Genomic DNA, 23,874 nt, shown 5'->3' on the forward strand with positions numbered 1-23,874 from the left:
AATGGAATTATCCTCACTGACCGCTGTATCCCCGATTGACGGCCGTTACGGTGATAAAGTCAGCGCTTTACGCACTATTTTTAGTGAGTTTGGCTTACTGAAATTTCGTGTGCAAGTTGAAGTTCGTTGGCTACAAAAACTGGCTGCAACTGCTCAAATTAAAGAAGTTCCTTCATTTGATATTGACGCAATCGCTTACTTAGATGAAATCGTCACTAACTTCTGCGAAAAAGATGCAATGCGCATCAAAGAAATTGAACGCACAACAAACCACGATGTTAAAGCTGTCGAATATTTCTTAAAAGAAAAAGTAGCCGGTATTCCTGCTCTCCATGCAGTATCTGAATTCATTCATTTTGCTTGTACTTCTGAAGATATCAATAACCTATCTCACGCACTCATGCTTAAAACAGCTCGTGAAGAAGTATTGCTACCACAGTGGCGTCAAATTATTGACAAAATCAAATCGATGGCTCATGAATATCGCCACTTACCATTGCTATCACGTACTCATGGTCAGCCTGCGACCCCATCAACCATTGGTAAAGAATTTGCTAACGTTGCTTATCGTTTAGAGCGTCAGTACCGCCAGCTGCAACAGATTGAAATTTTAGGAAAAATTAATGGTGCAGTAGGTAACTACAATGCACACATGGTCGCTTACCCTGAAGTTAACTGGCATGAGTTTAGCGAAACTTTTGTGACTTCATTAGGCGTCCAATGGAACCCATTCACCACCCAAATTGAACCTCATGATTATATTGCTGAGCTATTTGATTGCATCGCACGCTTCAACACTATCGTATTAGACTTTGATCGCGATATTTGGGGCTACATTGCATTAAATCACTTCAAACAAAAAACAATTGCAGGTGAAATTGGTTCATCAACCATGCCTCATAAAGTTAACCCTATCGATTTTGAAAATTCTGAGGGCAACTTAGGTTTAGCAAATGCAGTTCTTGGCCACTTAGCGAGTAAGCTCCCTGTTTCCCGCTGGCAGCGTGATTTAACTGACTCCACAGTGTTACGGAACTTAGGTGTTGGGTTAGGCTATGCGTTGATTGCTTATCAATCGACCATGAAAGGTTTGAACAAATTAGAAGTTAATGAACAGCACTTACTGGATGAGTTAGATCAAAACTGGGAAGTTTTAGCAGAACCTATTCAAACGGTTATGCGCCGTTATGGCATTGAAAAACCCTATGAGAAACTCAAAGAGTTAACCCGAGGTAAACGAGTCACCGCAGAAGGCATGAAACAGTTCATTGATGGCTTAGAACTGCCTGAGCATGAAAAAACACGTTTGAAAGCCATGACTCCTGCTAACTACATTGGTTACGCTGTCACGTTTATTGATGAATTAAAATAATATTAATATATTCTAGCGAAGGCGGCCTCAAAGCCGCCTTTTACCTTTCTTTTACTCTATCCGTGACTGCCATGTTTTATTCCCCCCACTAATTTTAACCATTCACTGTTATTTTTACGGTTTGTTTGATTTATATTTACTTAATCCCTTGTCGTAATAGAGAACTGTTTTTACCATAGCGTTTCTAGTGCTACTATCATCTTAATAGTGACTATCTCTTATCTACCATGAGGGTTTCAGATGCGTATACTTATCGTCGAAGACAATGCATTACTTCGCCACCATTTAACCGTTCAGTTAAAAGAGCTTGGTCACCAAGTTGATTCAGCTGAAGACGCAAAAGAAGCTGACTACTTTTTACATGAAAGCAGCCCTGATATTGCTGTTGTTGATTTAGGCTTACCTGATGAAGATGGCTTATCAATGATTAAACGTTGGCGTGGCAACCATGTAAATATCCCCATTCTTGTGCTTACCGCACGCGAAAGCTGGCAAGAAAAAGTCCAAGCGCTAAATAGCGGGGCTGATGACTATGTTACTAAGCCCTTCCAACTTGAGGAGTTGGTTGCACGAATGCAAGCTTTAATGCGCAGAAACAGTGGTCTCGCTTCACAAGTTCTTGAATTAGGTCATTTCGTAATTGACCTATCGCGTAAGGAATTCACTGTTAATGGTGAAGCGGTCAAGCTCACTGCTTTCGAATACACCATTATTGAAACATTGCTGCGTAATAATGGCAAAGTCGTCAGCAAAGACTCATTAATGCGACAACTGTACCCCGATGCAGAGCTGCGCGAAAGCCATACTATCGATGTATTAATGGGAAGGCTAAGAAAGAAAATTCAACAGTTTCATAACGATGATGTCATTGTGACTGTTCGTGGTCAGGGCTATCGTTTTGATGTGAATGCCTAATATGTGGTTAAGTAAATTTAAGTTTAAGCCCCTGTCACTACGAGCACGTTTTCTATGCGCAACGTCCGCAGTAATATTAGCGCTGAGCTTATCATATGGTATTGTAGCCATACTCGGTTATCTAATTAGTTTTGATAAAACCACTTACACCCTTTTGCGTAGCCAAAGTAATTTAATATACAGCTTGGCTCAATGGCAAAACAACAAAATTGATATCCGTGTTCCCCCTAATTTTACGTTAAATAACCCCACTCTCGTTATTATTTATGATGATGAAGGACAAGTTTTATGGCGCCAGCGCGATGTGCCTAGCGTTGAACGGTTAATCCGCAATGATTGGCTAAAAAAAGAAGGCTTATATGAAATAGATACGGATATTCGTGAGACTCGCCAACTTCTTGATGATAATCCAGAATTTAACACCAAGTTGGATAACATGAATAATGACGATGAGCCGCTTACTCACTCCGTCTCAGTCAACCAATATGCCGCCAGTGAAAACTTGCCAAACTTAACGATTGTTGTGGTCGATACTCTACCCCAAGATCTACAAAATACGGGCTTAGTGTGGGAATGGTTTGGCTATGTACTACTCGCTAACTTAATCTTAGTTATCCCACTGTTATGGCTTGCCGCTTATTGGAGCTTACGACCAATAAAGTCATTAGTTTCACAGCTCAGTAGTCTCGAAAAAGGTGAACGGGACTCATTAGATGAAAACCCACCAGCGGAATTGCGTGGTCTAGTGCGTAATCTTAATATTTTGCTCACTAACGAGCGCAAACGCTATAGCAAATATCGAACCACACTTTCCGACCTAACCCATAGCCTAAAAACACCTTTAGCAGTATTACAATCAACCTTACGTTTACTGCGTTCAGGCAAGCAAATGAATATTGATCAAGCCGAGCCTATTATGCTTGAGCAGATTGGTCGTATTTCTCAACAAGTTGGTTATTATTTGCACCGCGCCTCAACCCAAGGCGATGAAAATATGATATTACGCGAAATATCCTCTGTTCCATCAATACTTGACGGCTTGGCTAGTGCGCTGCATAAAGTCTATCAACACAAAGGGGTGTCAATCACTGTTGATATTTCCCCTGAAATAACTTGGCTTGGACAACCTAATGACTTTATGGAAGTTATGGGCAATATCATGGAAAATGCCTGTAAGTACTGCTTAGAGTTTGTCGAAGTGACAGCAGTTACAGGGGCTGATAGCCTTACCTTAATTGTTGATGATGATGGCCCCGGTGTACCAGAAAGTAAACGCAGTCTAATATTTGTTCGCGGACAACGCGCAGATACACTGCGCCCCGGCCAAGGTTTAGGTTTATCCATTGCCGTTGATATTATTGACCAATATGACGGTGAAATCACGATTGAGGATAGCCCTCTCGGTGGAGCGCGTTTATCCGTCACATTTCGGCAGCAATCTATGTTTACGGATGGTTAATCTGTGATATGAATCCATTTTTCTCCTATTTTACAAACTGTTTCCGGTATACTATTTATAAAGCGCTTTTTTAGGAGGGAGTCATGCTATCACTGGCTTTCGTATAGGTGAAACCAGCGGCTATATGGCTGGATAAAAAAGACCTTTGTTGGCTTACCTTACTAAAAAGCCATTTCGCACCATTTAGTCGGCCTGAAATATTGCCGCCAAATAGTCGTCAATATTCAACAGCTCCAAAGGACAATAAGATGGATTACAAACTAAATCTAGACTGGCAGAGTTTTCTAGACAGTCATTGGCAAAAGCGCCCACTCCTTATTAAACAAGGGTTTGCAAATTTTATTGATCCTATCTCACCTGATGAACTTGCAGGTTTAGCGATGGAAGATGAGGTTGATAGCCGTTTAGTCAGCCACAAGGAAGGGATTTGGCAGGTTGGTCATGGCCCATTTGAAAGTTATGACCATCTCGGCGAGGAAAACTGGACTATTTTAGTGCAAGCCGTTGACCATTGGCATCATCCGAGTTCAGCACTGATGAAACCATTTAGGGTCCTTTCCGACTGGCGGATGGATGACTTGATGATCTCCTATTCAGTTCCAGGTGGTGGTGTCGGCCCACATCTCGATCAATACGATGTATTTATTATTCAAGGTGAAGGTCGCCGACGTTGGCGTGTTGGGGAAAAAATTCCTATGAAACAGCACTGCCCTCATCCAGATTTGTTACAGGTGCAACCATTCGATGCCATCATTGATGAAGAAATGGAACCTGGTGATATCCTATATATTCCACCCGGATTCCCACATGAAGGTTATGCGATTGAGCCATCACTAAATTACTCTGTCGGTTTTCGAGCCCCTAATACCCGGGAGCTGATCAGCAGCTTTGCAGATCACTTAATTTCAAACGATTTAGGAAGTTATCGTTATAGCGACCCTGATTTATCATTCCGTGACAATCCCGCTGAAATTTTGCAAGGTGAGCAAATTAAATTACGAGAAATGATGGAGTCGTTAATTAACGATCCTGAACTATTCCGTAAGTGGCTCGGCGAGTTTATCTCTCAATCACGCCATGAATTAGATATTGCACCACCTGAGCCGCCATTTGAACATGATGAAATTTATGATCTACTGAAAAGCCAACAAGAAACTTTATATAAGTTGAATGGGCTCAGAGCATTACGAGTTGGCGATCAGTTTTTCGTTAATGGTGAATCCTTAGATACTCAGTGTTATGAAGCCGCTGATAGCTTGTGTCGCTACGATGCAGTAAATAGCCAAGTTTTAGGTGATGCAATTGATGATGTGAATTTTATCGCTCTACTCACTGCATTAGTCAATAATGGTTATTGGTACTTCGACGACTAGTATAAGTCATCATTAACTGACAAAAGGCTCATTATTGGGGCCTTTTACTCATTCTATGCATACAGACAAAAACGCTCAAAATGGTATCAGGCTGAGCGTTTTAATTTAGCTAAATATCACGATGACTGACGTGCATGAATTGCCGTTAATTCGGCAATACGCATAATCACACTGACAGCCTGTTCCATCCCTTCTTGCGTAATAAACTCATGTTTACTATGAAAATTATATCCCCCAGTGAAAATATTTGGGCATGGTAGGCCGCGATGGGAAAGCTGTGCACCATCGGTTCCACCACGTACTGGCTGAACAATCGGTTCAATACCACAATCAAGCATCGCTTGTTTAGCTAATTCAACAACATGCGGATATTTCATAACCTCTTTGTGCATATTGTAATAAGTATCATCTAACGTCAATTCGATGTAGCAACTAGGATGTAAACCTTCACCCACTTTTTCCGCTATACGAATAATATTTTTCTTTCTTGCCTCAAAGCTAGCTAAGTCAAAGTCGCGAATAATATAATTCAGTTCAGCTTTTTCTACCGTACCCTTCATGGACGTCAGATGATAGAAACCTTCATATCCATCTGTTTTTTCAGGGGTTTCATCTGGTGGTAACATGGAATGAATTCGATTAGCAAGGCTAAGAGCATTAACCATCACCCCTTTTGCTGTGCCTGGGTGTGTATTGTTGCCTACAATTTTAATTCCGACGTTAGCTGCGTTAAAGTTCTCATACTCCAACTCCCCCACACCACCACCATCTACAGTGTAGGCCCACAACGCATCAAACTGTTTAAAATCAATATGACGAGCCCCGCGCCCGATTTCTTCATCGGGGGTAAATGCAAGACAAATTTTGCCATGAGGAATATTATTTCCTTTTAAGCGCACTAACGCAGTAATAATTTCAGCAATTCCCGCCTTATCATCTGCCCCTAATAAGGTTTTACCATCCGTCATGATCAGTGTCTTACCAATCATTTCATGTAATACAGGAAACATAACTGGAGATAGTACTTCATCACCAATACCCAGCGCTATATCACCACCTCGATAATTTTCAAGTACTTGCGGGCAAACATTTTTACCCGAAAAATCTGGCGCAGTGTCTAAGTGTGAAATAAAACCTATTGTGGGAACATCCCAATCAACGTTTGATGACAAATGCGCCATCAAGCAACCTTGATCGCTAAGTGTGACTTGTTCAAATCCTAATTCAATCAGTTCATTAACCAGTGCGCGGGCAAACTTTAGCTGACCTGTGCTACTCGGTACTGTTTTTGCATTCAGTTTTGATTGTGTATCAAAAGCAGTATATTCAAAGAACCGCTCCAAGAGTTTGTCCATACCCTTCCCCTTAAAATGTCAATGTTCATATTATGGAAAAGATCACAGATTCAATTATTGTTTCAAATCAGCTTTGCTGTTAATCATTGCAAGTTTTCTCTATAAATCTTTAACAAAATTTATTTTTTTCCTAATATTCTAACGAATTGATACTTTTACTCTTTTAAATATAGCTTAATACCAATTATTAATAAGGTTATTAATCAAAACGTATTATATAGTAGGCATACTAAGTAATTATTTACTTTTAAATCAAAACAGTGAATTACGTTAAGCAATGTTCACGGACTGCATTAAACGACAATTATCCTTTCGTCATGATGTGCTATATATGATGCATTATTTTATTTACCTTTTTTCTTAATTAGCACTAATTTTTATCTGAGCCATAAGGGTTGTTATGTCAAAAACATATTTAATTTACGGTGTCAGCAAAGGTCTAGGAAAGGCGCTTGTTGACGGCATCTCAACAAACGAAGACACGGTTTATGGTGTTTCTCGCTCTAAACCCCCTTTTGAGCAAACCAACTTCCATTGGCTCCAAGCTGATTTAAATGATGTTCAATGTGCAAATACAATTAAAAGTATCATTAAGCAGCAACCAATTAATACGTTAATTTATAATGTTGGTATCTGGGAAAAACTGGCTTTTAACGATGAATATCAATTTGAAACAACCGATGATATTGAACTGCTCAATATCATCCAAACCAATATTAGTGCTTGTTTATTAAATTTAAAAGCATTGTTACCCAATTTACGCCTAGCCCAAAATAGTAAAATTATTTTAATTGGTTCGACTTGGGGATTAGACAATCATAACGGGAAAGAAGTGACATTCTCTGCAACAAAATATGCATTAAGAGGCATCGTTCAATCATTAAGAGAAACTCTGCGTAAAGATAAAATTGGTATTTCTATTCTTAACTTGGGCTATCTTGCCACTGAGTTCCCTTTATCTGTTCCTGTAAGTGACGTCATCGAAAAAAGTGATGGCCAATTAATTCCACTACAAGACGTCATCAATGCAGTACGTTTTATCTTAAGTACTAGCGATGCAACCTGTGTTAAAGAAATCACTATGCCTGCGATGATGGATGAAAACGTATAACGTCAATAGGGAAAACGGCTCGTTTTCCCTTTATGAGATTTCTTGAGACATCCAATTATGATTATTATACGGTGTTTTCAACCCGTAATTCCGCAATAAGCTTATTAATATATTCAACGACTACTTTACTCGCTAAGCCATAATGTTTTTCATCAAATTCACTTTCAACTTGGCTAGGCTCTAAATTTAATTCAACTGTATGAGCACCATGAAGTTTAGCTTCATGGACAAAACCCGCCGCCGGATAAACATGTCCTGACGTTCCAATTGAAATAAATATCGTCGCTGACTCAATCGATTGATAAATATAATCCATCCCAATCGGCATTTCACCAAACCAAACAATATGTGGGCGCAATGGCTGAGGGAATTGGCAGCAGTGACAACGTTCCTCAACAGTAAGATCTCCTTTCCACTCGAGTACCTGATTAGACCAATTACACCGCACTTTTAATAGTTCACCATGCATATGGATAATACGCTTACTTCCGGCTCTTTCATGTAAGTTATCTATATTTTGTGTGACCAACAAAAAGCGATCACCTAATAACTCCTCAAGTTGAGCCAAGGCAAAATGTGCAGCATTTGGCTTAATATTTTCTTGTTGTAGCTGCCTGCGGCGCTCATTATAAAAACGCTGCACAAGTTTAGGGTTACGTTCAAAGCCTTCAGGGGTAGCAACATCCTCTACACGGTGTTCCTCCCACAATCCATCTGCGGAGCGAAATGTTTGAATACCTGATTCCGCAGAAATTCCTGCTCCAGTTAATACAACAACATTTACTTTTTTCATATCAGTTTGTCTGTTATCTATATAAAAAGACCGGTTGCGAAGCCGCTGACGGCGTACACACTTATTTTTACGAGCCTTTTTTAATCTATGACGATATCGCAACATCAAAAACTTCCTTTCATCCATGTCTCTGAATCATTGGCAACACGATTTCATGCTAAGCCCCTTAAGACTCAGTAAATTTTTTGCTGTCTAATTTTCATATATTGTTTAAACATTAATATACTAGAGCGTATCACTCTGATGAATGCAAATAAAAATATCGAGGGTATCGAATTTATCACCTTTTTATCATACATATTTCATTATTTTTTCATGCAATCAATGCAAAAATCGCACAACTATAAAACAAGAAAAAAACCTTTCTTGATGGTGCTTCCTACCGTTAGAATACGCCTCGCAGATTTAACTGCAAAAGACTGTTCATCACTTAAAGGGGTTTCATGGAAAAGTTTTTCGAAAGAGCAATGTATGCTTCACGTTGGATATTAGCGCCTATTTATTTTGGACTTTCACTGACACTATTGGCTTTAACGATTAAGTTCTTCCAAGAACTCTACCATATCTTACCCAATATCTTAGCTATCCCTGAAGCTGACTTGATCCTAGCGCTATTATCATTAATTGATATGGCATTAGTTGGTGGATTATTAGTTATGGTGATGTTTTCAGGCTATGAAAACTTTGTCTCGCAAATGGATATTCCTGAAAACAGTGAAAAGTTAGGCTGGCTAGGCAAAATGGATGCCTCATCACTTAAAAATAAGGTGGCAGCTTCGATAGTTGCAATATCATCCATTCACTTACTAAAGATTTTTATGGATTTAAGAAGCGTCGAAAATGATAAGCTGATGTGGTATGTCATCATCCATTTAACCTTTGTATTATCTGCGTTCGTTATGGGTTATCTGGATAAAATGACAAAAAAATAGGTTTTGGCTTAACTATTAATTCATTAGAGCCTATTTAACACTAATAGGCTCTTGAATACAGCGTTAGCAATCCTTTTTGTGCTACCATATCCGTTCTTTAAAAATGGCGATAATAAGGGATTTTATATGAGCCAACACTTTGTAGGGAAGTATGAAGCTGAAATTAAGTTTCAATTGCCCAATCCAGAACGCTTTTTACAAAAAATCAAAGCTGATCACGCAGAACCATTTACTGAAAATAATGTAGAAACAGATTATTTCTACGAAAACGCAAATTCGCCACTTGCCAATAACCAAGTCAGTATGAGTGTAAGAGAAATGGTACCATCAGGAATAAAGCTATGGATAGTTAAAGGGCCTACCTCTTCTGAATGCAAAGCCATTAATATTGATGACTGCCAGCATGTACAAAACATGCTAGTGACATTAGGCTATCACTGTCATTTAGTCACCACTAAAACACGTAGCATTTACTTTTTAAATGATATCCACATTACTATTGACCATCTTGTAGGGATCGGCTGGTTCGCTGAGTTCGCAATAATGACCAACGAGAAACAATTGCTCGATAGCTTATATAACCAACTCATGGATACAGCTAAATACTATGGTTTTACTGAGGAAATGATAGAGACTCGCAGCTATAAACAAATGTTTTTAGAGGCTAAAGAGTAAAAAGAGCCAACACATTTTACATTAATATATTCAAAAGTGATTGGCTCAATCAATACTAATTACAATACTATTTATTACTGCCCGCTAAGAATGCGTGCGGGGTCTAATTTGCTTGCCCGACGAGCAGGATACCAGCTGGCAAGTAAGCTTAAAATAATTGTTGTGATTAACACATAAACCACATCCATTGCATGCAATTCAGAAGGTAAGAAGTCAATAAAATAAACATCTCCAGATAAAATTGGGTGCCCAACAATCGCTTCCAACCCTTTGATTATTGTGGTTAGATTGAGTGATACAACTACCCCTAATACCACGCCAATTAAAGAACCCACTAAACCACCTAATAACCCATACCATAAGAAAATCGCACGGATTTGACGGTCTTTTGCCCCTAATGTTCTCAATACTGCAATATCATTGCTTTTATCTTTCACTGCCATCACAAGGGTCGAAACGATATTAAAACAAGCAACCCCTATGACTAAAATCATTGCTAAATACATGATACTTCTAACCATTTGAATATCATTGTACATATAGCCATAATCACCGATCCAGCTCTTTACAATGACATGATGCATGGTTTTCAAGCCCGCATCATAAACCACCTGATCAGCAATAAAAGGGTCAGTTGCTTTGATTTCAAAACCCGTGACCCCATCGCCATAATCAAGGTATTCCTGAGCATCCGCCAGCGGTACCAAAGCAAGTTGGTGATCTAACAAACCACTGAGTTTAAAAATCCCTGTAACTTGAACACGAATACGTTTAGGTTGCTGAATTTTCATACTAGCATCGGTATTGGGGATCATAATAGTAACCCAATCCCCAACCTCTACATTGAGCGCATCCGCAACACCTTGTCCTAAAATGATTGACTGTTTTCCAGCCTCAAAGTGTTGCCAAGCATCATTAAGGATATACTGAGGCAATGCACTGACTTGCGGTTGAGTTTCATGGGAAACCCCCATCACCTGAATGGCTTTTAAATTCGCTCCACGTTCCAATAACCCAGTAAAACTGATATATGGGCTAACCCCTTCGACACCGGGTGTTTTTCGAATCACTTGTTCTGCAAACTCAAGGTCTTTATACGGCGGTTTTACCGCATATATTTGCCCATGAGGAACCACTGATAGGACACGATTATTAAGCTCTCGCTCAAATCCATTCATGGCACTCAAACCGATAATCAACACCGCCACACCAAGAACAATGCCTAATGTTGAAACTATCGAGACTAACGAGACCATCCCAGTTCGGCGGCGGCCTCGACTAAAACGCAATGCTGTTAATAAGGTTAGTGGCAATTTAGACATTACCGCGCCCCCAAGGTAATTTCCTGCTGCAAATGCCCATCGCGCATTTCCAATTGACGGGATAGACGACGAGCTAGTGCCATATCATGCGTGACCACTAAAAAAGCCGTTCGTTGTGTGCGATTTAGTTCTCCTAACAACTCAAAAATGGCATTTGCATTACGTAAGTCAAGGTTACCAGTTGGCTCATCCGCCAACACAAGAGCAGGCTCATTCACCAATGCTCTTGCAATTGCCACACGCTGGCGCTCACCACCGGATAGCTCAGAAGGACGATGACTAGCACGATGCGCTAAACCGACCGCTTCTAATATTGCTGTCCCTTTAGTAAAAGCTGTTTCCTTAGCCACCCCACCTATCAATAAAGGCATTGCGACATTTTCTAACGCCGTGAAGTCGGGTAAAAGGTGGTGAAACTGATAAATAAAACCGAGATCTTTATTACGGATAGCCGCGCGCTCATCAGAAGAGAGCTGGTTAATATGCTGGCCTCGGAAAATCACATTACCTTCAGATGGCGTATCTAGCCCACCCAGTAAGTGTAACAAGGTGCTTTTACCTGAGCCTGAACTACCCACGATAGCCATCATTTCGCCTAGCCCCATAGAAAAGCTGACATTTTTCAACACTTGCGTCGACAGTGTCCCTTCTTGATACGTTTTGCTTAAATGTTCACAAACAAGAAGTGGTTGTTTATTCATAACGTAAAGCCTCTGCAGGTTGAACCGCTGCCGCACGCCAAGAAGGATATAGCGTCGCAAGCAGTGAAATCAGCATTGCACTTAGTGCAATAATTAAAATACCTGAATAGTCAAGTACAATGGGTAGAGAAACACCTTTTGGTAATAAACCAATAAGCGGCATTAAGACATTTAATTGACTTGAGAGCAACGTCCCCAATAATGTCCCAACTAATGAGCCAATAACCCCTGCTCCTGCCCCTTGGATCATAAAGATAGCGAGGATACGACCACGCTTTAAGCCGAGTGTTTTTAAAATAGCCACCTCACCTTGTTTTTCCATGACGAGTAAAGATAGCGACGTGATGATATTAAAAGCAGCGACGGCAATAATTAAGCTAAGTAGCAGACCCATCATATTTTTTTCCATACGAACCGCTTGGAAAAATTCCCCTTTACGTTCACGCCAGTCAGTCCATACCAAACCATCAGGTAATTCCTGTTTGCTTAACACATCGACTTGCAAAGGTTCATCGAGATATAAACGCCAGCCTGTAATATGCCCAGCAGGATAACGCAGCATTCGTGCGGCATCTTGTTGAGCCACAACCAGTTCACTGGTATCAGCTTCACCATTTGTTTGGAAAATACCAGCGACAGTAAATAACCGTTGGCTCGGAATCCGCCCCATTGGCGTAAGTTGGCTAACACCTGGGATAATCAACCTGACATCATCCCCCCGCTTTACCCCCAGTATTTCTGCAAGTTTACTGCCTAAGAATACATTATAACTGCCTTCTTTAAGATCATCGCGCTGACCGCTGACTAAGTTGTCTAATAGTAAAGACGGCGCTGAAGGTTCTCCCCCCGCCATAACGCCAACACCGACGTTAGTACGGCTTTGTAATACCACATCAGACTGTACAATTGGTGCAATACGGTTAACACCTTTAAGGTGCTGTAGACCCGTTATGGGGTATTTATTCGGGTCGATATTCCCCGATGGCGAGGTTAAAATTACCTGCGGCATATAAGCAAGTATGCTATCTTGTAGCGATCGCTCGAACCCATTCATCACTGACGTCACTGTGATTAACGCTGCGACGCCTAATGTGATACCAATAGCCGATAAACTGGACACAAAGCGTCCGAACTTATCAACTGCACGTCCACGCAAATAGCGTAGACCTATAAATAAAGAGACAGATTGGTGCATGAAATCTATGATGCCCCTGTTGCCAAAGCGAAGTGTTCAGCGATAATAAAGGGTACGATAGATGAATGGAACCACTCGGCGGTTTTTTTTCTTACTTGACTGCCCTTTTGTTTGTCTTTCAGACAAATTACGAGTTAAAACAGATTGTATTATTGCTAATTTTACTGTTTAACTATTCATTAATTTATTTAAGTGTTAATAATGTAAAGACTGTCTATTATTGTACTGACTCTTGTTTAACTGCTTACTAATCGCTGTGAGATACCGAAGATTTCTATGTCGTCAAAATTTCGTTATGAACTCCCTAGTCGTAGTGGCGATGTCCGCCATTTAGGTTGCCTTATTGGGGCTGCTAGTGCGCTTGAATGTGGAGAAATGATACAACGTCACCATGGGCCGGTTGTCATTGTGACGCGTGATATGCAAAATGCATTACGCTTAAGGGATGAAATTCAACAGTTTACACATCACCCTATTGAGACGCTTTCTGATTGGGAAACTTTGCCATATGACAATTTCTCCCCTCACCAAGAAATCATTTCTCATCGTTTATCAACCCTTTATCGTTTACCCACCTTGCAAAAAGGCGCGTTAATTCTTCCTGTTAATACACTAATGCAGAAAGTTTGTCCGCCTGATTTTTTAACTAGTCATGCTTTAGTAATGGCTAAAGGTGATAAGTTATCACGAGACAAGCTACGCGATGAATTAGACAAAGCGGGTTATCGCCATGTTGAACAAGTCTTAGAGCATGGCGAGTATGCAACACGTGGTGCACTACTCGATTTGTTTCCAATGGGGAGTTCATTACCCTATCGTATTGATTTTTTTGATGATGAGATTGACAGTTTGCGAACATTTGATGTTGACTCGCAACGCACTCTTGAAGAAGTTAGCCAAATTAATTTACTCCCTGCTCATGAGTTCCCGACCGATAAAGACGCTATTGAGCGCTTTCGTAGCCAATGGCGCGAACGTTTTGAAGTTCGTCGTGACCCTGAACATATTTATCAGCAAGTTAGCAAAAATACTTTACCTGCCGGGATAGAATATTGGCAGCCGCTATTTTTTGATCAACCATTGCCCTCTTTATTTGATTATTTACCATCATCAAGCCTAATTGTTTCACAAAACCTGCAAGACGCGGCAGAACGCTTTCAGGTCGATACACAACAACGTTATGACAGCCGTTGTGTCGACCCGATGCGTCCATTACTGCCGCCAGCTGATTTATGGTTAACGGTTGAGCAGCTTAATCAGTCATTAAAAAAATGGCCGCGTATTCAGCTTTCCTCTGAAGCATTAGCAGAAAAAGCCGCTAATACCAATTTAGATTATCAGCCACTACCCGATATCAGCATACAAGGGCAAAGCAAAAACCCCTTAGAAAAATTGCGCCAATTCACTGAACAATTTGACGGGACGATTACCTTTTCCGTTGAAAGTGAAGGTCGCCGTGAAACTGTCACTGAATTATTAGCGCGATTAAAAATTCGTCCTGAAATTATTGACAGTTATATGAGCACGCCAAATAACCGATTTGGTATCACTATCGGTGCTGCTGAGCATGGTTTTATTCAACTAGATGCACATAAAGCATTAGTTTGCGAAAGCGATCTGCTCGGAGAGCGTGTTGTACGTCGTCGTACCGACAACCGTCGTGCCATTAACACGGATACACTCATTCGTAACTTAGCAGAGTTACGACCTGGACAACCCGTTGTTCATATTGAACATGGTGTAGGCCGTTACCAAGGTTTAATCACGCTAGAAGCCGGTGGTATTAAAGCTGAGTATTTAATTTTAACTTATGCAGGAGACGACAAACTGTACGTCCCTGTTTCATCACTACACCTAATCAGTCGCTATGCGGGTGGAGCTGATGAAAATGCACCACTCCATAAGTTAGGCAGTGATAGTTGGGGACGGGCTCGCCAAAAAGCAGCGGAAAAAGTGCGGGATGTCGCAGCAGAATTACTTGATATCTATGCTCAACGTGCAGCCAAAGCAGGCTTCGCTTTCAAACACGACAAAGAACAATATCAATCGTTTTGCCAAGGTTTCCCATTTGAAACCACCCCCGACCAAGAAATGGCTATCAACGCCGTTCTCAGTGATATGTGCCAGCCATTAGCTATGGATAGACTGGTGTGCGGTGATGTTGGCTTCGGTAAAACTGAAGTGGCTATGCGCGCCGCTTTCCTCGCTATTAGCAATAACAAGCAAGTCGCTGTATTAGTGCCAACAACCCTGCTTGCACAGCAACACTATGATAATTTTAGGGATAGATTCGCCAATTGGCCTGTTCGTATTGAAATGCTTTCTCGCTTTAAAACCGCAAAAGAGCAACAACAGATCATTACAGAGGCTGCTGACGGTAAAGTAGATATTTTAATTGGTACCCACAAATTGCTCCAAAGTGATTTAGTTTGGAGGGATTTAGGCTTATTGGTGGTGGATGAAGAGCACCGCTTTGGAGTCCGCCATAAAGAACGCATTAAAGCCATGCGTGCCGATGTGGATATTTTAACGCTCACAGCAACCCCAATCCCTCGAACACTCAATATGGCAATGAGTGGAATGCGAGATCTTTCGATTATTGCGACGCCACCAGCACGTAGGTTAGCGGTCAAAACCTTTGTTCGTCAGTATGATGATTTAGTTGTCCGTGAGGCTATTTTGCGTGAAACCTTGCGTGGTGGACAAGTTTATTATCTTTATAATGATGTTGAAAATATTGAGAAAGCCAAAGCACGCCTTGAGGAATTAGTACCTGAAGCACGCTTTGTCATTGGTCATGGTCAAATGCGTGAGCGTGAGCTTGAACGGGTAATGACTGATTTTCATCATCAGCGTTTCAATGTCTTAATATGCACGACCATTATCGAAACAGGTATTGATATACCTACCGCAAATACCATTATTATCGAGCGAGCTGACCATTTTGGGCTTGCACAATTGCACCAGTTACGTGGTCGTGTAGGACGCTCCCATCATCAAGCCTATGCATATTTACTCACTCCACACCCAAAAGCCATGACAACGGATGCGCAAAAACGTTTAGAGGCAATATCTTCCCTTGAAGATCTCGGCGCAGGTTTTGCACTTGCTACCCACGATCTAGAAATACGCGGCGCAGGTGAATTGCTTGGTGAAGACCAAAGTGGCCAAATGACGACGATTGGCTTTACCTTATATATGGAGCTATTAGAAAGCGCAGTTGATGCCCTAAAAGAGGGGCGCGAACCTTCGTTAGAAGACTTAACCAGTCAACAAACTGAAGTTGAACTTCGCATGCCGGTTCTATTACCGGACGATTATATTCATGATGTAAATATGCGACTATCTTTTTATAAACGAATCGCTAGTGCGAAAGATAATCAAGAATTAGATGAACTACGGACAGAGTTAATCGATCGCTTTGGAACCTTACCTGATGCAGGTAAATTCCTGTTAGCTTCCGCCGCAATTCGTTTGCACGCACAGGCTTTAGGCGTGAAACGTATTGAAGCTCATGAAAAAGGCGGGTTTATTGAATTTGGAGAGAAAAACAAGGTCGACCCGAATTACTTAATTAGTTTGCTACAAAACCAACCGCAAACTTATCGTTTAGATGGGCCTGTTCGTTTGAAGTTTTTCCATGATTTAAATGACCGAGCAACTCGTCTTGAGTTCATTAAACAACTATTGGCAAGCTTTGAAGAGCATCAACTCGCCTAGAGTTTAAACCATAAAAGGCTATCGATTAAGGTAGCCTTTCTCCGTTTCCTACAACCAAGCATGACTATTCCATAAAACCAAATGTATTTTGACTTGCTTGTACTTCTAATATGCCAGAACTTCTCCCAGAAAGCGGTAAATCATTTTGCTGCAAGCAATAAAAAGGAAGTAACTCCTTAACATCACGACGGATTGTTTCACAGACAGAATTAGAGGATGTTAAAACTAACTGCCCCTTTTCGTTTAATGGAATAAACATAGAAGGTGCATAAGAGGTTCTGACTTTTCCGACCGTTTTACCAATTTGGTATATGACATCATAGCCTACAGTGACTAGCTCCATTTTTTGTGTGCTGACACATGTTTTGTTATGATCATCAAATAATGAAGGGAAGCTTTTGCCTTGCAATGCCTCAAGCATAAAAAACATTTTACATTCATTTTGTGCAGGGTGAAAACGAGAAAGAGACTGTTGATTGAAAGTACCGAGAACCCCTGTCACGCTACAATTTTGGTATTCAACAAGACGGTTAGATTTAATGGGTTCGACGGATAGTACCGTTGCTAAACTTTCATTAGGTTTAGGGGTAAAAAGCATGAATAAAAAAGCAATAAAGAAAGCCACTATAATCGCTAATAACAACTTAAATTTTAGCTTCATAGTGCTGCCCCTTATTAAAAATAAACTTTATCTATTGTAACTACTGTTTAATATAATTCGATAATTACATACATAATATATGGTTTTTTAGAATTATCCTAAATTCTTGTTGGTGATTTTTACTCGTTCCAGTATTCACTAAAGTCTATTTTATCATTAATTAATTTAATGCATTTTCATGACTGATGAATGAATTGAAAAAATACTTCAATATCAACATATTGTAATTTGAAGGGTGTGTTTTTTTGTAGCACATATATATTCTATTGTTCGTTATTTATAAAATTAAATAATATATTATATTACTCTCTATAAATTTATTTCATTAGCTTATAAAATGTGTTTAATCCAACTTCTCTCCCTATAATCTATTTTCGTAATACTTATCGAATCACTGCCAAGAAAAATTAGTCTAAATAGTTTTTTATTACATGTATTGGCATTACTAAATAAAAAATAATTTCAGCCTTTGTTTTTTTAATAACCATAGTTACTATAACTATAGAAATAAAAAAATATGCACCTAATGAATAACATTAGGTGCATCTATTTCAATAAAGTAGGATTAAGTAATTAATAGCTTGCCACTAGTGCAGTTTTAATTTTGGTCGAATAATTCGGTTAATACTCCCGACTAACATCATAAGACCCGTTTTAATGTACCCATGTAAAGCAATCTGGTGCATTCGGTACAAGGAAATATAAACGAAACGAGCAATCCGCCCTTCAACCATCATATCACCACGCATTAAGTTACCCATCAAACTACCTACCGTACTAAAACGAGATAAAGAAACAAGTGAACCGTGATCTTTATAAATATAGTCTTTTAACGGCTTATCTTTCATCATTGCCAAAATGTTATCATAACAACGACTCGCCATTTGGTGGGCTGATTGAGCACGTGGTGGCACAAAACCGCCTTCCGGTTTAGCACATGACGCACAATCACCAATGGCAAAAATCATATCGTCTCGCGTGGTTTGCAAGGTGGATTTTACAACAAGCTGATTGATTCGATTAGTTTCGAGCCCTGCGATATCTTTCATAAAATCAGGTGCTTTGATCCCAGCTGCCCATACCATTAGGTCTGCATGGATTTTGCCATCTTCTTTAGTATTTAAACCATCCGCATCCGCACTAACCACCATTGTTTTTGTCAATACATGGACACCAAGCTTATTTAATTCTTGATGAGCAGCACTAGAAATGCGGGGAGGTAAAGCAGGCAAAATACGTTCTCCAGCTTCAACTAAAGTCACATTTAACGCATCGGTATCTAACCCTTTAAAACCGTAACTAGTAAGTTGTTCAACGGCATTATACAGCTCAGCTGATAATTCAACCCCTGTTGCGCCACCGCCGACTATCGCAATATTCACTTTTTCTTCTGCGTTATCACGGACCGAATAACGTAGGAATAAATTTAGCATTTCATCGTGGAATCGATGTGCTTGATGAGGATTATCCAAGAATATGCAGTGTTCTTTAACGCCTAGTGTACCGAAATCATTCGAAGCACTTCCTAACGCCATGACTAAAATATCGTATTCCAACTCACGTAGTGGAACTAATAATTCACCCTGCTTATCATAAAGTTCACCAAGCACCACTTTTTTATTTTCACGATCGATATTGGTTAATGAACCTAATTGAAAACTAAATGCATTATGACGTGCATGAGCCAAATAACTTATCGCATCAACACCATCATCTAATGAACCTGTTGCCACTTCATGTAACAGCGGTTTCCATAAATGGCTAGGGTTGCGATCCACCAATGTTACCTGTGCTCGTTTTTTACGCCCTAATTTGCGGCCTAAACGCGTTGCTAGCTCCAATCCACCAGCTCCGCCCCCCACAACGATAATTTTGGGTTGAGATAAGGTCATAAATTCCTCGAAACAAAATATATTAATGTTATTTAAGATTTCTCATCATAAAAACCTTAGATAACAATAAGAAGTCATGCCATATACCAAAATGTTGCTGAAGAATATCATGCTTGGTCTATTGGTAATACCAAATATTGATCCATGTCAATTTGATTGATTATTATGACAGCATCAGACTGCGTCAAATCATTTTTCACCAATAAACGAATCGAGTCAGCTAACAACTATTGATGTATTTATTAGTGAAAAACCACAAATATAATATGTGATAATGAGAATCATTATTATATCATTATTGTATTTACACACAATGGTTCACTGGAGTTAATGACAAAGAGGGAAATGCGCATGAAAGGGGATAAAAAACCCCAAAAATGATGCCACTTTCGGGGTTGATGTTTAAGCTAATAGCTTGAGTTATTTGATTTTTTTGATACGCACATCAGTAGGTACTGCAACTGGTGAGTTATCTTTAAAGTATTGCATTAACGCTTCGTTATCTGGCACGCTATAAATACGGTCTTTACCTTGGTTAAATGCAGAGAAACGGCTTCCTCCCGTTGCTAAGAATTCATTAGCAGCCACGCGATAAGTTTTATTCATATCTAACGGTTTACCATTTAATTTTATTGAGTTTGGAATAACTTTATCGCCAACTGGACGACTGTCATCCCACTCATAATAGAAACCTTTAGAAACAGGCATCACTTGTGGGCGAGCACGATCCCATTGCTGTTCCAATGCTTGCTTAATTTGAGCCCCCGTCAATGACTGCGTCACAACCACGTTAGAGAATGGCTGAACGGTAAAGATATCGCCATATGTTTGTTGCCCTGCTTTCATGTCAGCACGAATACCGCCACTGTTCATAAATGCAATTTGAGCGCCACCAGCCTCTTTATTTGAAGCCACATATAATTGTCCATCGGCAATAATTTTACCCAGCGTAGAATCACCACCTGACAATAATTTTTTATCTGCGTTGGCACTCAATGTTCCCATCACTTCTTGTGAAATAGGTAACGCAATTTTTTCGTATTTTTGTACGAAAGTGGTTAACTCAGGGTTTTTCTCATAACGACTCGTTTCTACTGGGATATTTTTCGCTTTAATGCTAACAATATCTTTAGTATTTTTATCTATCTCAATATTTAATTGAGAAAGTAAAGTTCCGTTAGATTGAGCGGAAATGACCGTTTTACCATTAATTTCACAATTATAGGCCTGATGAGTATGGCCGCTAACCACAAAATCAACAGCACCATCTAATTGATTGACGATATCAACAATTGGCCCCTTGATATTGTCACAACGGTTAATATCTTTAACTTTAGTATCAACTTGTTGGGTAGCACCTTCATGGATCAACACACCAATACTATTGATGCCTTGCGCTTTTAATAACTTAACTTGGTTATTAATCGTTTCAACTTCATTTTTGAACTCTAAACCCGCCGTTCCACTTGGCGTAACGATTGCTGGCGTACCTTCCAAGGTCAGACCGATAAATGCCATTGGAATACCATCAAACTCCTTAATAAAGTAAGACGGGAACAGTGTTTCGCCTGTTTCTTTCACAATAACGTTAGCTGCTAAGTAGTTAAAATCTGCACCGGCAAATGAATCTTTACCAACACAACCCGCCGTTGGATGGCATCCACCATTTTGCTTTCTTAACAGCTCTTCTTTACCTTTATCAAACTCATGGTTACCAACCGCACTGGTTTCCATGCCAATAGCGCTTAACGCTTCAATCGTTGGCTCATCGTAAAACATAGATGATAATAATGGGCTTGCTCCCACTAAATCCCCTGCTCCGACTACAATTGTATTATCATTTTGCGCTCTTAGTTGGCCAACTAATGTCGCGATTGACTCAATTCCACCTAACTTACCATCGCCTGGTGCCTGCAATGCTCCATGAAAATCATTGATACCAATCACTTGAACTTTAACGGTATCCGTTGTTTTATGTGCACAACCCGCCAGTAGAGCCCCTGAGATCATTAGGGTGAGTAATCCAATTTTGTGTTTCATTTATCTTACCTTTTTTATAAACCGCGCTTTGCTATTGATTACATTTTGAAGCGATAAGTCGTTGTCATAGAACCAGATAATGAATGGGCACGACGTGAGTGACCGTCATACAATTTTGGCGTTGTGTAGTCATTTTCTTGACGATGGTGCCAACCCAGCCCGCCACTTAACGAAACAGACAAGTTTTCAGTTGGTTTCCAGTAGCTAAACAGACCTAATTGCCCTTGTTTCAGTCTTTCACCTTCATATTTAAATTCTGAATAGTTGGTACGTGCCCCTACAGACAGCTCTCTACTCACTCGGTATTCTGCCGCTAACGCAAGCATGGTTTCACCATCACGAACATAGTCGATATCTGCGTATGCAGGTGAATTAAAACGACCACGGGTATTACCGATTGGGTTACGCGCAAATTGACCAACACCATTTGCTTTTTTCGCTTGGGTATAAGTTAAACCACCACTCAGTTTCCATGGCGTCTCAGGAACACGCCATTCAGCAGTTCCTGCATAGTGCCATGCATGTTTATCAAAGTTACGTCTACCTTTTGCATCATTTTTTTCAGTACGCTTACCGTCACTACCGTACTCATGGTTATAAATCTGCGTACCAAGAGTCACATCGGAAGTTAGTCTATATTTAGCTTCAAGACCTTGTTGACGGAATAAATCATCCGCTTGACCATAGAAATAATGTACTTGAAGTGGTTTAGTATCGTAATTGATACCCCCCGTGATCACGTGGTTAACATTGTGACGCACACCATTCGCATCAGTGAAATACATAGCATCAATATTCGGGCTATCACGACGCATCACTTTTTTGTCGAGATACATTAAATCCAAGTTCCAATCACCAAGTGCAGTATTGGTGTAATAACCGCTGTAGCTATTTAGTGATAAACGTTGTGAGTTAGTGAAAATACCTTTATTTTTCAGCGTAAACCAACCTGCTTTTGCATTGAATTTTACAGGTTCAAGATCCAATTTTACTTTTGCATAACGTTGACCAATTTTGTTATAACCTTTTGCATGACCATCGTCGTTATATAAAATTGCACGGGAGGCGAAGTCTTTACTCGCGCCTAATTTAATACCACCATAGTAGGAAGCATCAAAGCCTATCACATCCGCGAAATAACCTGATTTAAAATCAGCCTGAAAGTTTTGTCCCCAAGCATTAGCAACTTGTTTACGGTAACGCTGTTCATCTTTATCAAAACGGTTTTCTGTTTTTAAGTATTTCCACATATTGCGAGTTGATAGCTCTAACTCAGAATCTGCAACAAATGAATTTTCTTTGATTGTGTTTTCCCAGTTGCTGGCATTTGCCATTGCTACCGCTAAACAGCAAGGAGAAAGCATTAATAGCGCAATATTTTTAACTTTCATTGAAATTAACCTAGTTAATGATTATTTGAATTAATTTTGTATTGAACCTTGTTTCCAAGGACAACAAACACCATTTTTATTTTTAGCTTAATCGAAAAATTTAACTTAAATACAAACTGTATACATCCATTTCAAACACAAAAGTCAATTTTTAAAATAAAAAATTCATACAGTAAATTTACTGCATAGTGTTTACTTATTACTGTAACTAAGGCGTTTTTCCTATAGCACGATGTGATAGATTTTAATTATTTGTCACTCTCACCTTGCTCAAAATTTATATTTTTTGTGATAAGAAAATTTCTTTTAGTAAATAACAAAATTATATTGAAAATATCCATTTATTCAGTATTACCTCCGTCATTTGATATACGGAAAATAAAACAATTGCATGATAAATAACCATCTCAATCTAAGATTTATTATTTGACTTAAAAACAGAATTATTTATTTGTTACTTTTCAAACTTTTGATTACCACTCATTACTGTCATGAATACATCATGAAGCGTATGCTATCGTAATTTTATGTCAATTAAAACGATCACTGTCACAACATGTTACATAAGTTGCATTAGGCTACCTATCATTAGTGATGTCAATCACACTTTATAGGCTATGCCTATTGGAGCAGTTAAATTATGTGAAAATTACTGCTTACAATGCAACCATTAATTAATTGCTTTAAAAATTTAAAGTTAAAATAACCAATTAGTTAAATATAGATTTTAATATACCTTATTTAATCTCGGATAATCCTATATGGCCAGCATAAATTATATATTCTATTATAATCTAACTTTCTTATGCATTATAAATGTTACAGTGTAAAAGATTAAATTTTATTCGATTTAGTGCTACTTAAAATTGAAGGAAAAATATAAAAATTATTTAGTAGCTAAACTTCACCTGCTTCTTTCATGTTTATTGATTTAAATTTTTCTTAACCTTTACTCTTATTTTTTTCA

17 protein-coding genes are annotated in these 23,874 nt (G+C 39.4%); 8 read left to right on the forward strand and 9 right to left on the reverse strand.

Annotation, left to right across the window (positions count from 1 at the left end; all coding sequences use genetic code 11):
• Position 1: 1 nt before the first annotated feature.
• The 4 genes from purB (at position 2) to ACLPIE_RS19095 (ending at position 5,119) form a co-directional block, all read left to right on the forward strand.
• Positions 2-1,372, forward strand: a complete 1,371-nt coding sequence (gene purB / locus ACLPIE_RS19080; protein ID WP_430263296.1) for an adenylosuccinate lyase — start codon at positions 2-4, stop codon at positions 1,370-1,372.
• A 240-nt stretch (positions 1,373-1,612) separates the two neighbouring features.
• Complete coding sequence (gene phoP, locus ACLPIE_RS19085) at positions 1,613-2,287, forward strand: two-component system response regulator PhoP (RefSeq protein ID WP_430263298.1); 675 nt, start codon at positions 1,613-1,615, stop codon at positions 2,285-2,287.
• Position 2,288: 1 nt separating this feature from the next.
• A complete protein-coding gene (gene phoQ / locus ACLPIE_RS19090) occupies positions 2,289-3,746 on the forward strand; it encodes a two-component system sensor histidine kinase PhoQ (RefSeq protein WP_430263299.1) in 1,458 nt (485 codons plus the stop codon).
• 248 nt (positions 3,747-3,994) lie between these two features.
• Positions 3,995-5,119 (forward strand): ribosomal protein uL16 3-hydroxylase, encoded by a 1,125-nt coding sequence (locus tag ACLPIE_RS19095; protein ID WP_430263301.1) that lies wholly within the window; start codon positions 3,995-3,997, stop codon positions 5,117-5,119.
• A gap of 116 nt (positions 5,120-5,235) precedes the next feature.
• Here the strand turns inward: ACLPIE_RS19095 and pepT are convergent, their stop codons facing one another.
• Positions 5,236-6,474: a peptidase T gene (pepT, locus tag ACLPIE_RS19100; protein WP_430263303.1), complete on the reverse strand. Its 1,239-nt coding sequence runs from the start codon at positions 6,472-6,474 to the stop codon at positions 5,236-5,238.
• A 400-nt stretch (positions 6,475-6,874) separates the two neighbouring features.
• Here pepT and ACLPIE_RS19105 point away from each other — a divergent pair, with 400 nt between their 5' ends.
• Positions 6,875-7,585 carry an SDR family oxidoreductase gene (locus ACLPIE_RS19105; RefSeq protein ID WP_430263304.1) on the forward strand — a complete coding sequence of 237 codons (711 nt, stop codon included), beginning with the start codon at positions 6,875-6,877 and terminating at the stop codon, positions 7,583-7,585.
• A gap of 64 nt (positions 7,586-7,649) precedes the next feature.
• Here the strand turns inward: ACLPIE_RS19105 and cobB are convergent, their stop codons facing one another.
• On the reverse strand, positions 7,650-8,480 hold the full coding sequence (cobB, locus tag ACLPIE_RS19110) for a Sir2 family NAD+-dependent deacetylase (RefSeq protein ID WP_430263336.1): 831 nt from the start codon (positions 8,478-8,480) through the stop codon (positions 7,650-7,652).
• A 341-nt stretch (positions 8,481-8,821) separates the two neighbouring features.
• Here cobB and ACLPIE_RS19115 point away from each other — a divergent pair, with 341 nt between their 5' ends.
• Together ACLPIE_RS19115 and ACLPIE_RS19120 are read left to right on the forward strand one after the other, a co-directional pair.
• Positions 8,822-9,310, forward strand: coding sequence for a TIGR00645 family protein (locus ACLPIE_RS19115; protein ID WP_430263306.1), 489 nt, complete (start codon positions 8,822-8,824; stop codon positions 9,308-9,310).
• A 126-nt stretch (positions 9,311-9,436) separates the two neighbouring features.
• On the forward strand, positions 9,437-9,985 hold the full coding sequence (locus tag ACLPIE_RS19120) for a class IV adenylate cyclase (protein ID WP_430263307.1): 549 nt from the start codon (positions 9,437-9,439) through the stop codon (positions 9,983-9,985).
• Between the two features lie 74 nt (positions 9,986-10,059).
• Here the strand turns inward: ACLPIE_RS19120 and lolE are convergent, their stop codons facing one another.
• The 3 genes from lolE to lolC are packed head-to-tail and all read right to left on the reverse strand — an operon-like array spanning position 10,060 to position 13,203.
• Positions 10,060-11,307: a lipoprotein-releasing ABC transporter permease subunit LolE gene (lolE, locus tag ACLPIE_RS19125; RefSeq protein ID WP_430263308.1), complete on the reverse strand. Its 1,248-nt coding sequence runs from the start codon at positions 11,305-11,307 to the stop codon at positions 10,060-10,062.
• A complete protein-coding gene (lolD, locus tag ACLPIE_RS19130; protein WP_430263309.1) occupies positions 11,307-12,008 on the reverse strand; it encodes a lipoprotein-releasing ABC transporter ATP-binding protein LolD in 702 nt (233 codons plus the stop codon). Before lolD ends, lolE begins: the two co-directional genes overlap by 1 nt.
• On the reverse strand, positions 12,001-13,203 hold the full coding sequence (lolC, locus tag ACLPIE_RS19135) for a lipoprotein-releasing ABC transporter permease subunit LolC (RefSeq protein WP_430263310.1): 1,203 nt from the start codon (positions 13,201-13,203) through the stop codon (positions 12,001-12,003). The genes lolD and lolC overlap by 8 nt, the downstream gene beginning before the upstream one ends.
• Positions 13,204-13,479: 276 nt before the next feature.
• On the opposite strand from lolC, the gene mfd reads away from it, so the two are divergent.
• Positions 13,480-16,923, forward strand: a complete 3,444-nt coding sequence (gene mfd / locus ACLPIE_RS19140) for a transcription-repair coupling factor (RefSeq protein WP_430263311.1) — start codon at positions 13,480-13,482, stop codon at positions 16,921-16,923.
• A gap of 64 nt (positions 16,924-16,987) precedes the next feature.
• Here the strand turns inward: mfd and umoD are convergent, their stop codons facing one another.
• The 4 genes from umoD to ACLPIE_RS19160 form a co-directional block, all read right to left on the reverse strand.
• Entirely contained in the window at positions 16,988-17,584 is a 597-nt protein-coding gene (umoD, locus tag ACLPIE_RS19145; protein ID WP_430263312.1) for a UmoD family flagellar biogenesis regulator, read from the reverse strand.
• A 587-nt stretch (positions 17,585-18,171) separates the two neighbouring features.
• Positions 18,172-19,476 (reverse strand): NAD(P)/FAD-dependent oxidoreductase, encoded by a 1,305-nt coding sequence (locus ACLPIE_RS19150; protein ID WP_430263313.1) that lies wholly within the window; start codon positions 19,474-19,476, stop codon positions 18,172-18,174.
• A gap of 420 nt (positions 19,477-19,896) precedes the next feature.
• Positions 19,897-21,516: a bifunctional metallophosphatase/5'-nucleotidase gene (locus ACLPIE_RS19155; protein WP_430263314.1), complete on the reverse strand. Its 1,620-nt coding sequence runs from the start codon at positions 21,514-21,516 to the stop codon at positions 19,897-19,899.
• Positions 21,517-21,554: 38 nt separating this feature from the next.
• Positions 21,555-22,907, reverse strand: a complete 1,353-nt coding sequence (locus tag ACLPIE_RS19160) for an OprD family outer membrane porin (RefSeq protein WP_430263315.1) — start codon at positions 22,905-22,907, stop codon at positions 21,555-21,557.
• Between the last annotated feature and the right edge of the window lie 967 nt (positions 22,908-23,874).

This window comes from Providencia sp. Me31A (assembly GCF_050487165.1).
GTDB lineage: Bacteria > Pseudomonadota > Gammaproteobacteria > Enterobacterales > Enterobacteriaceae > Providencia.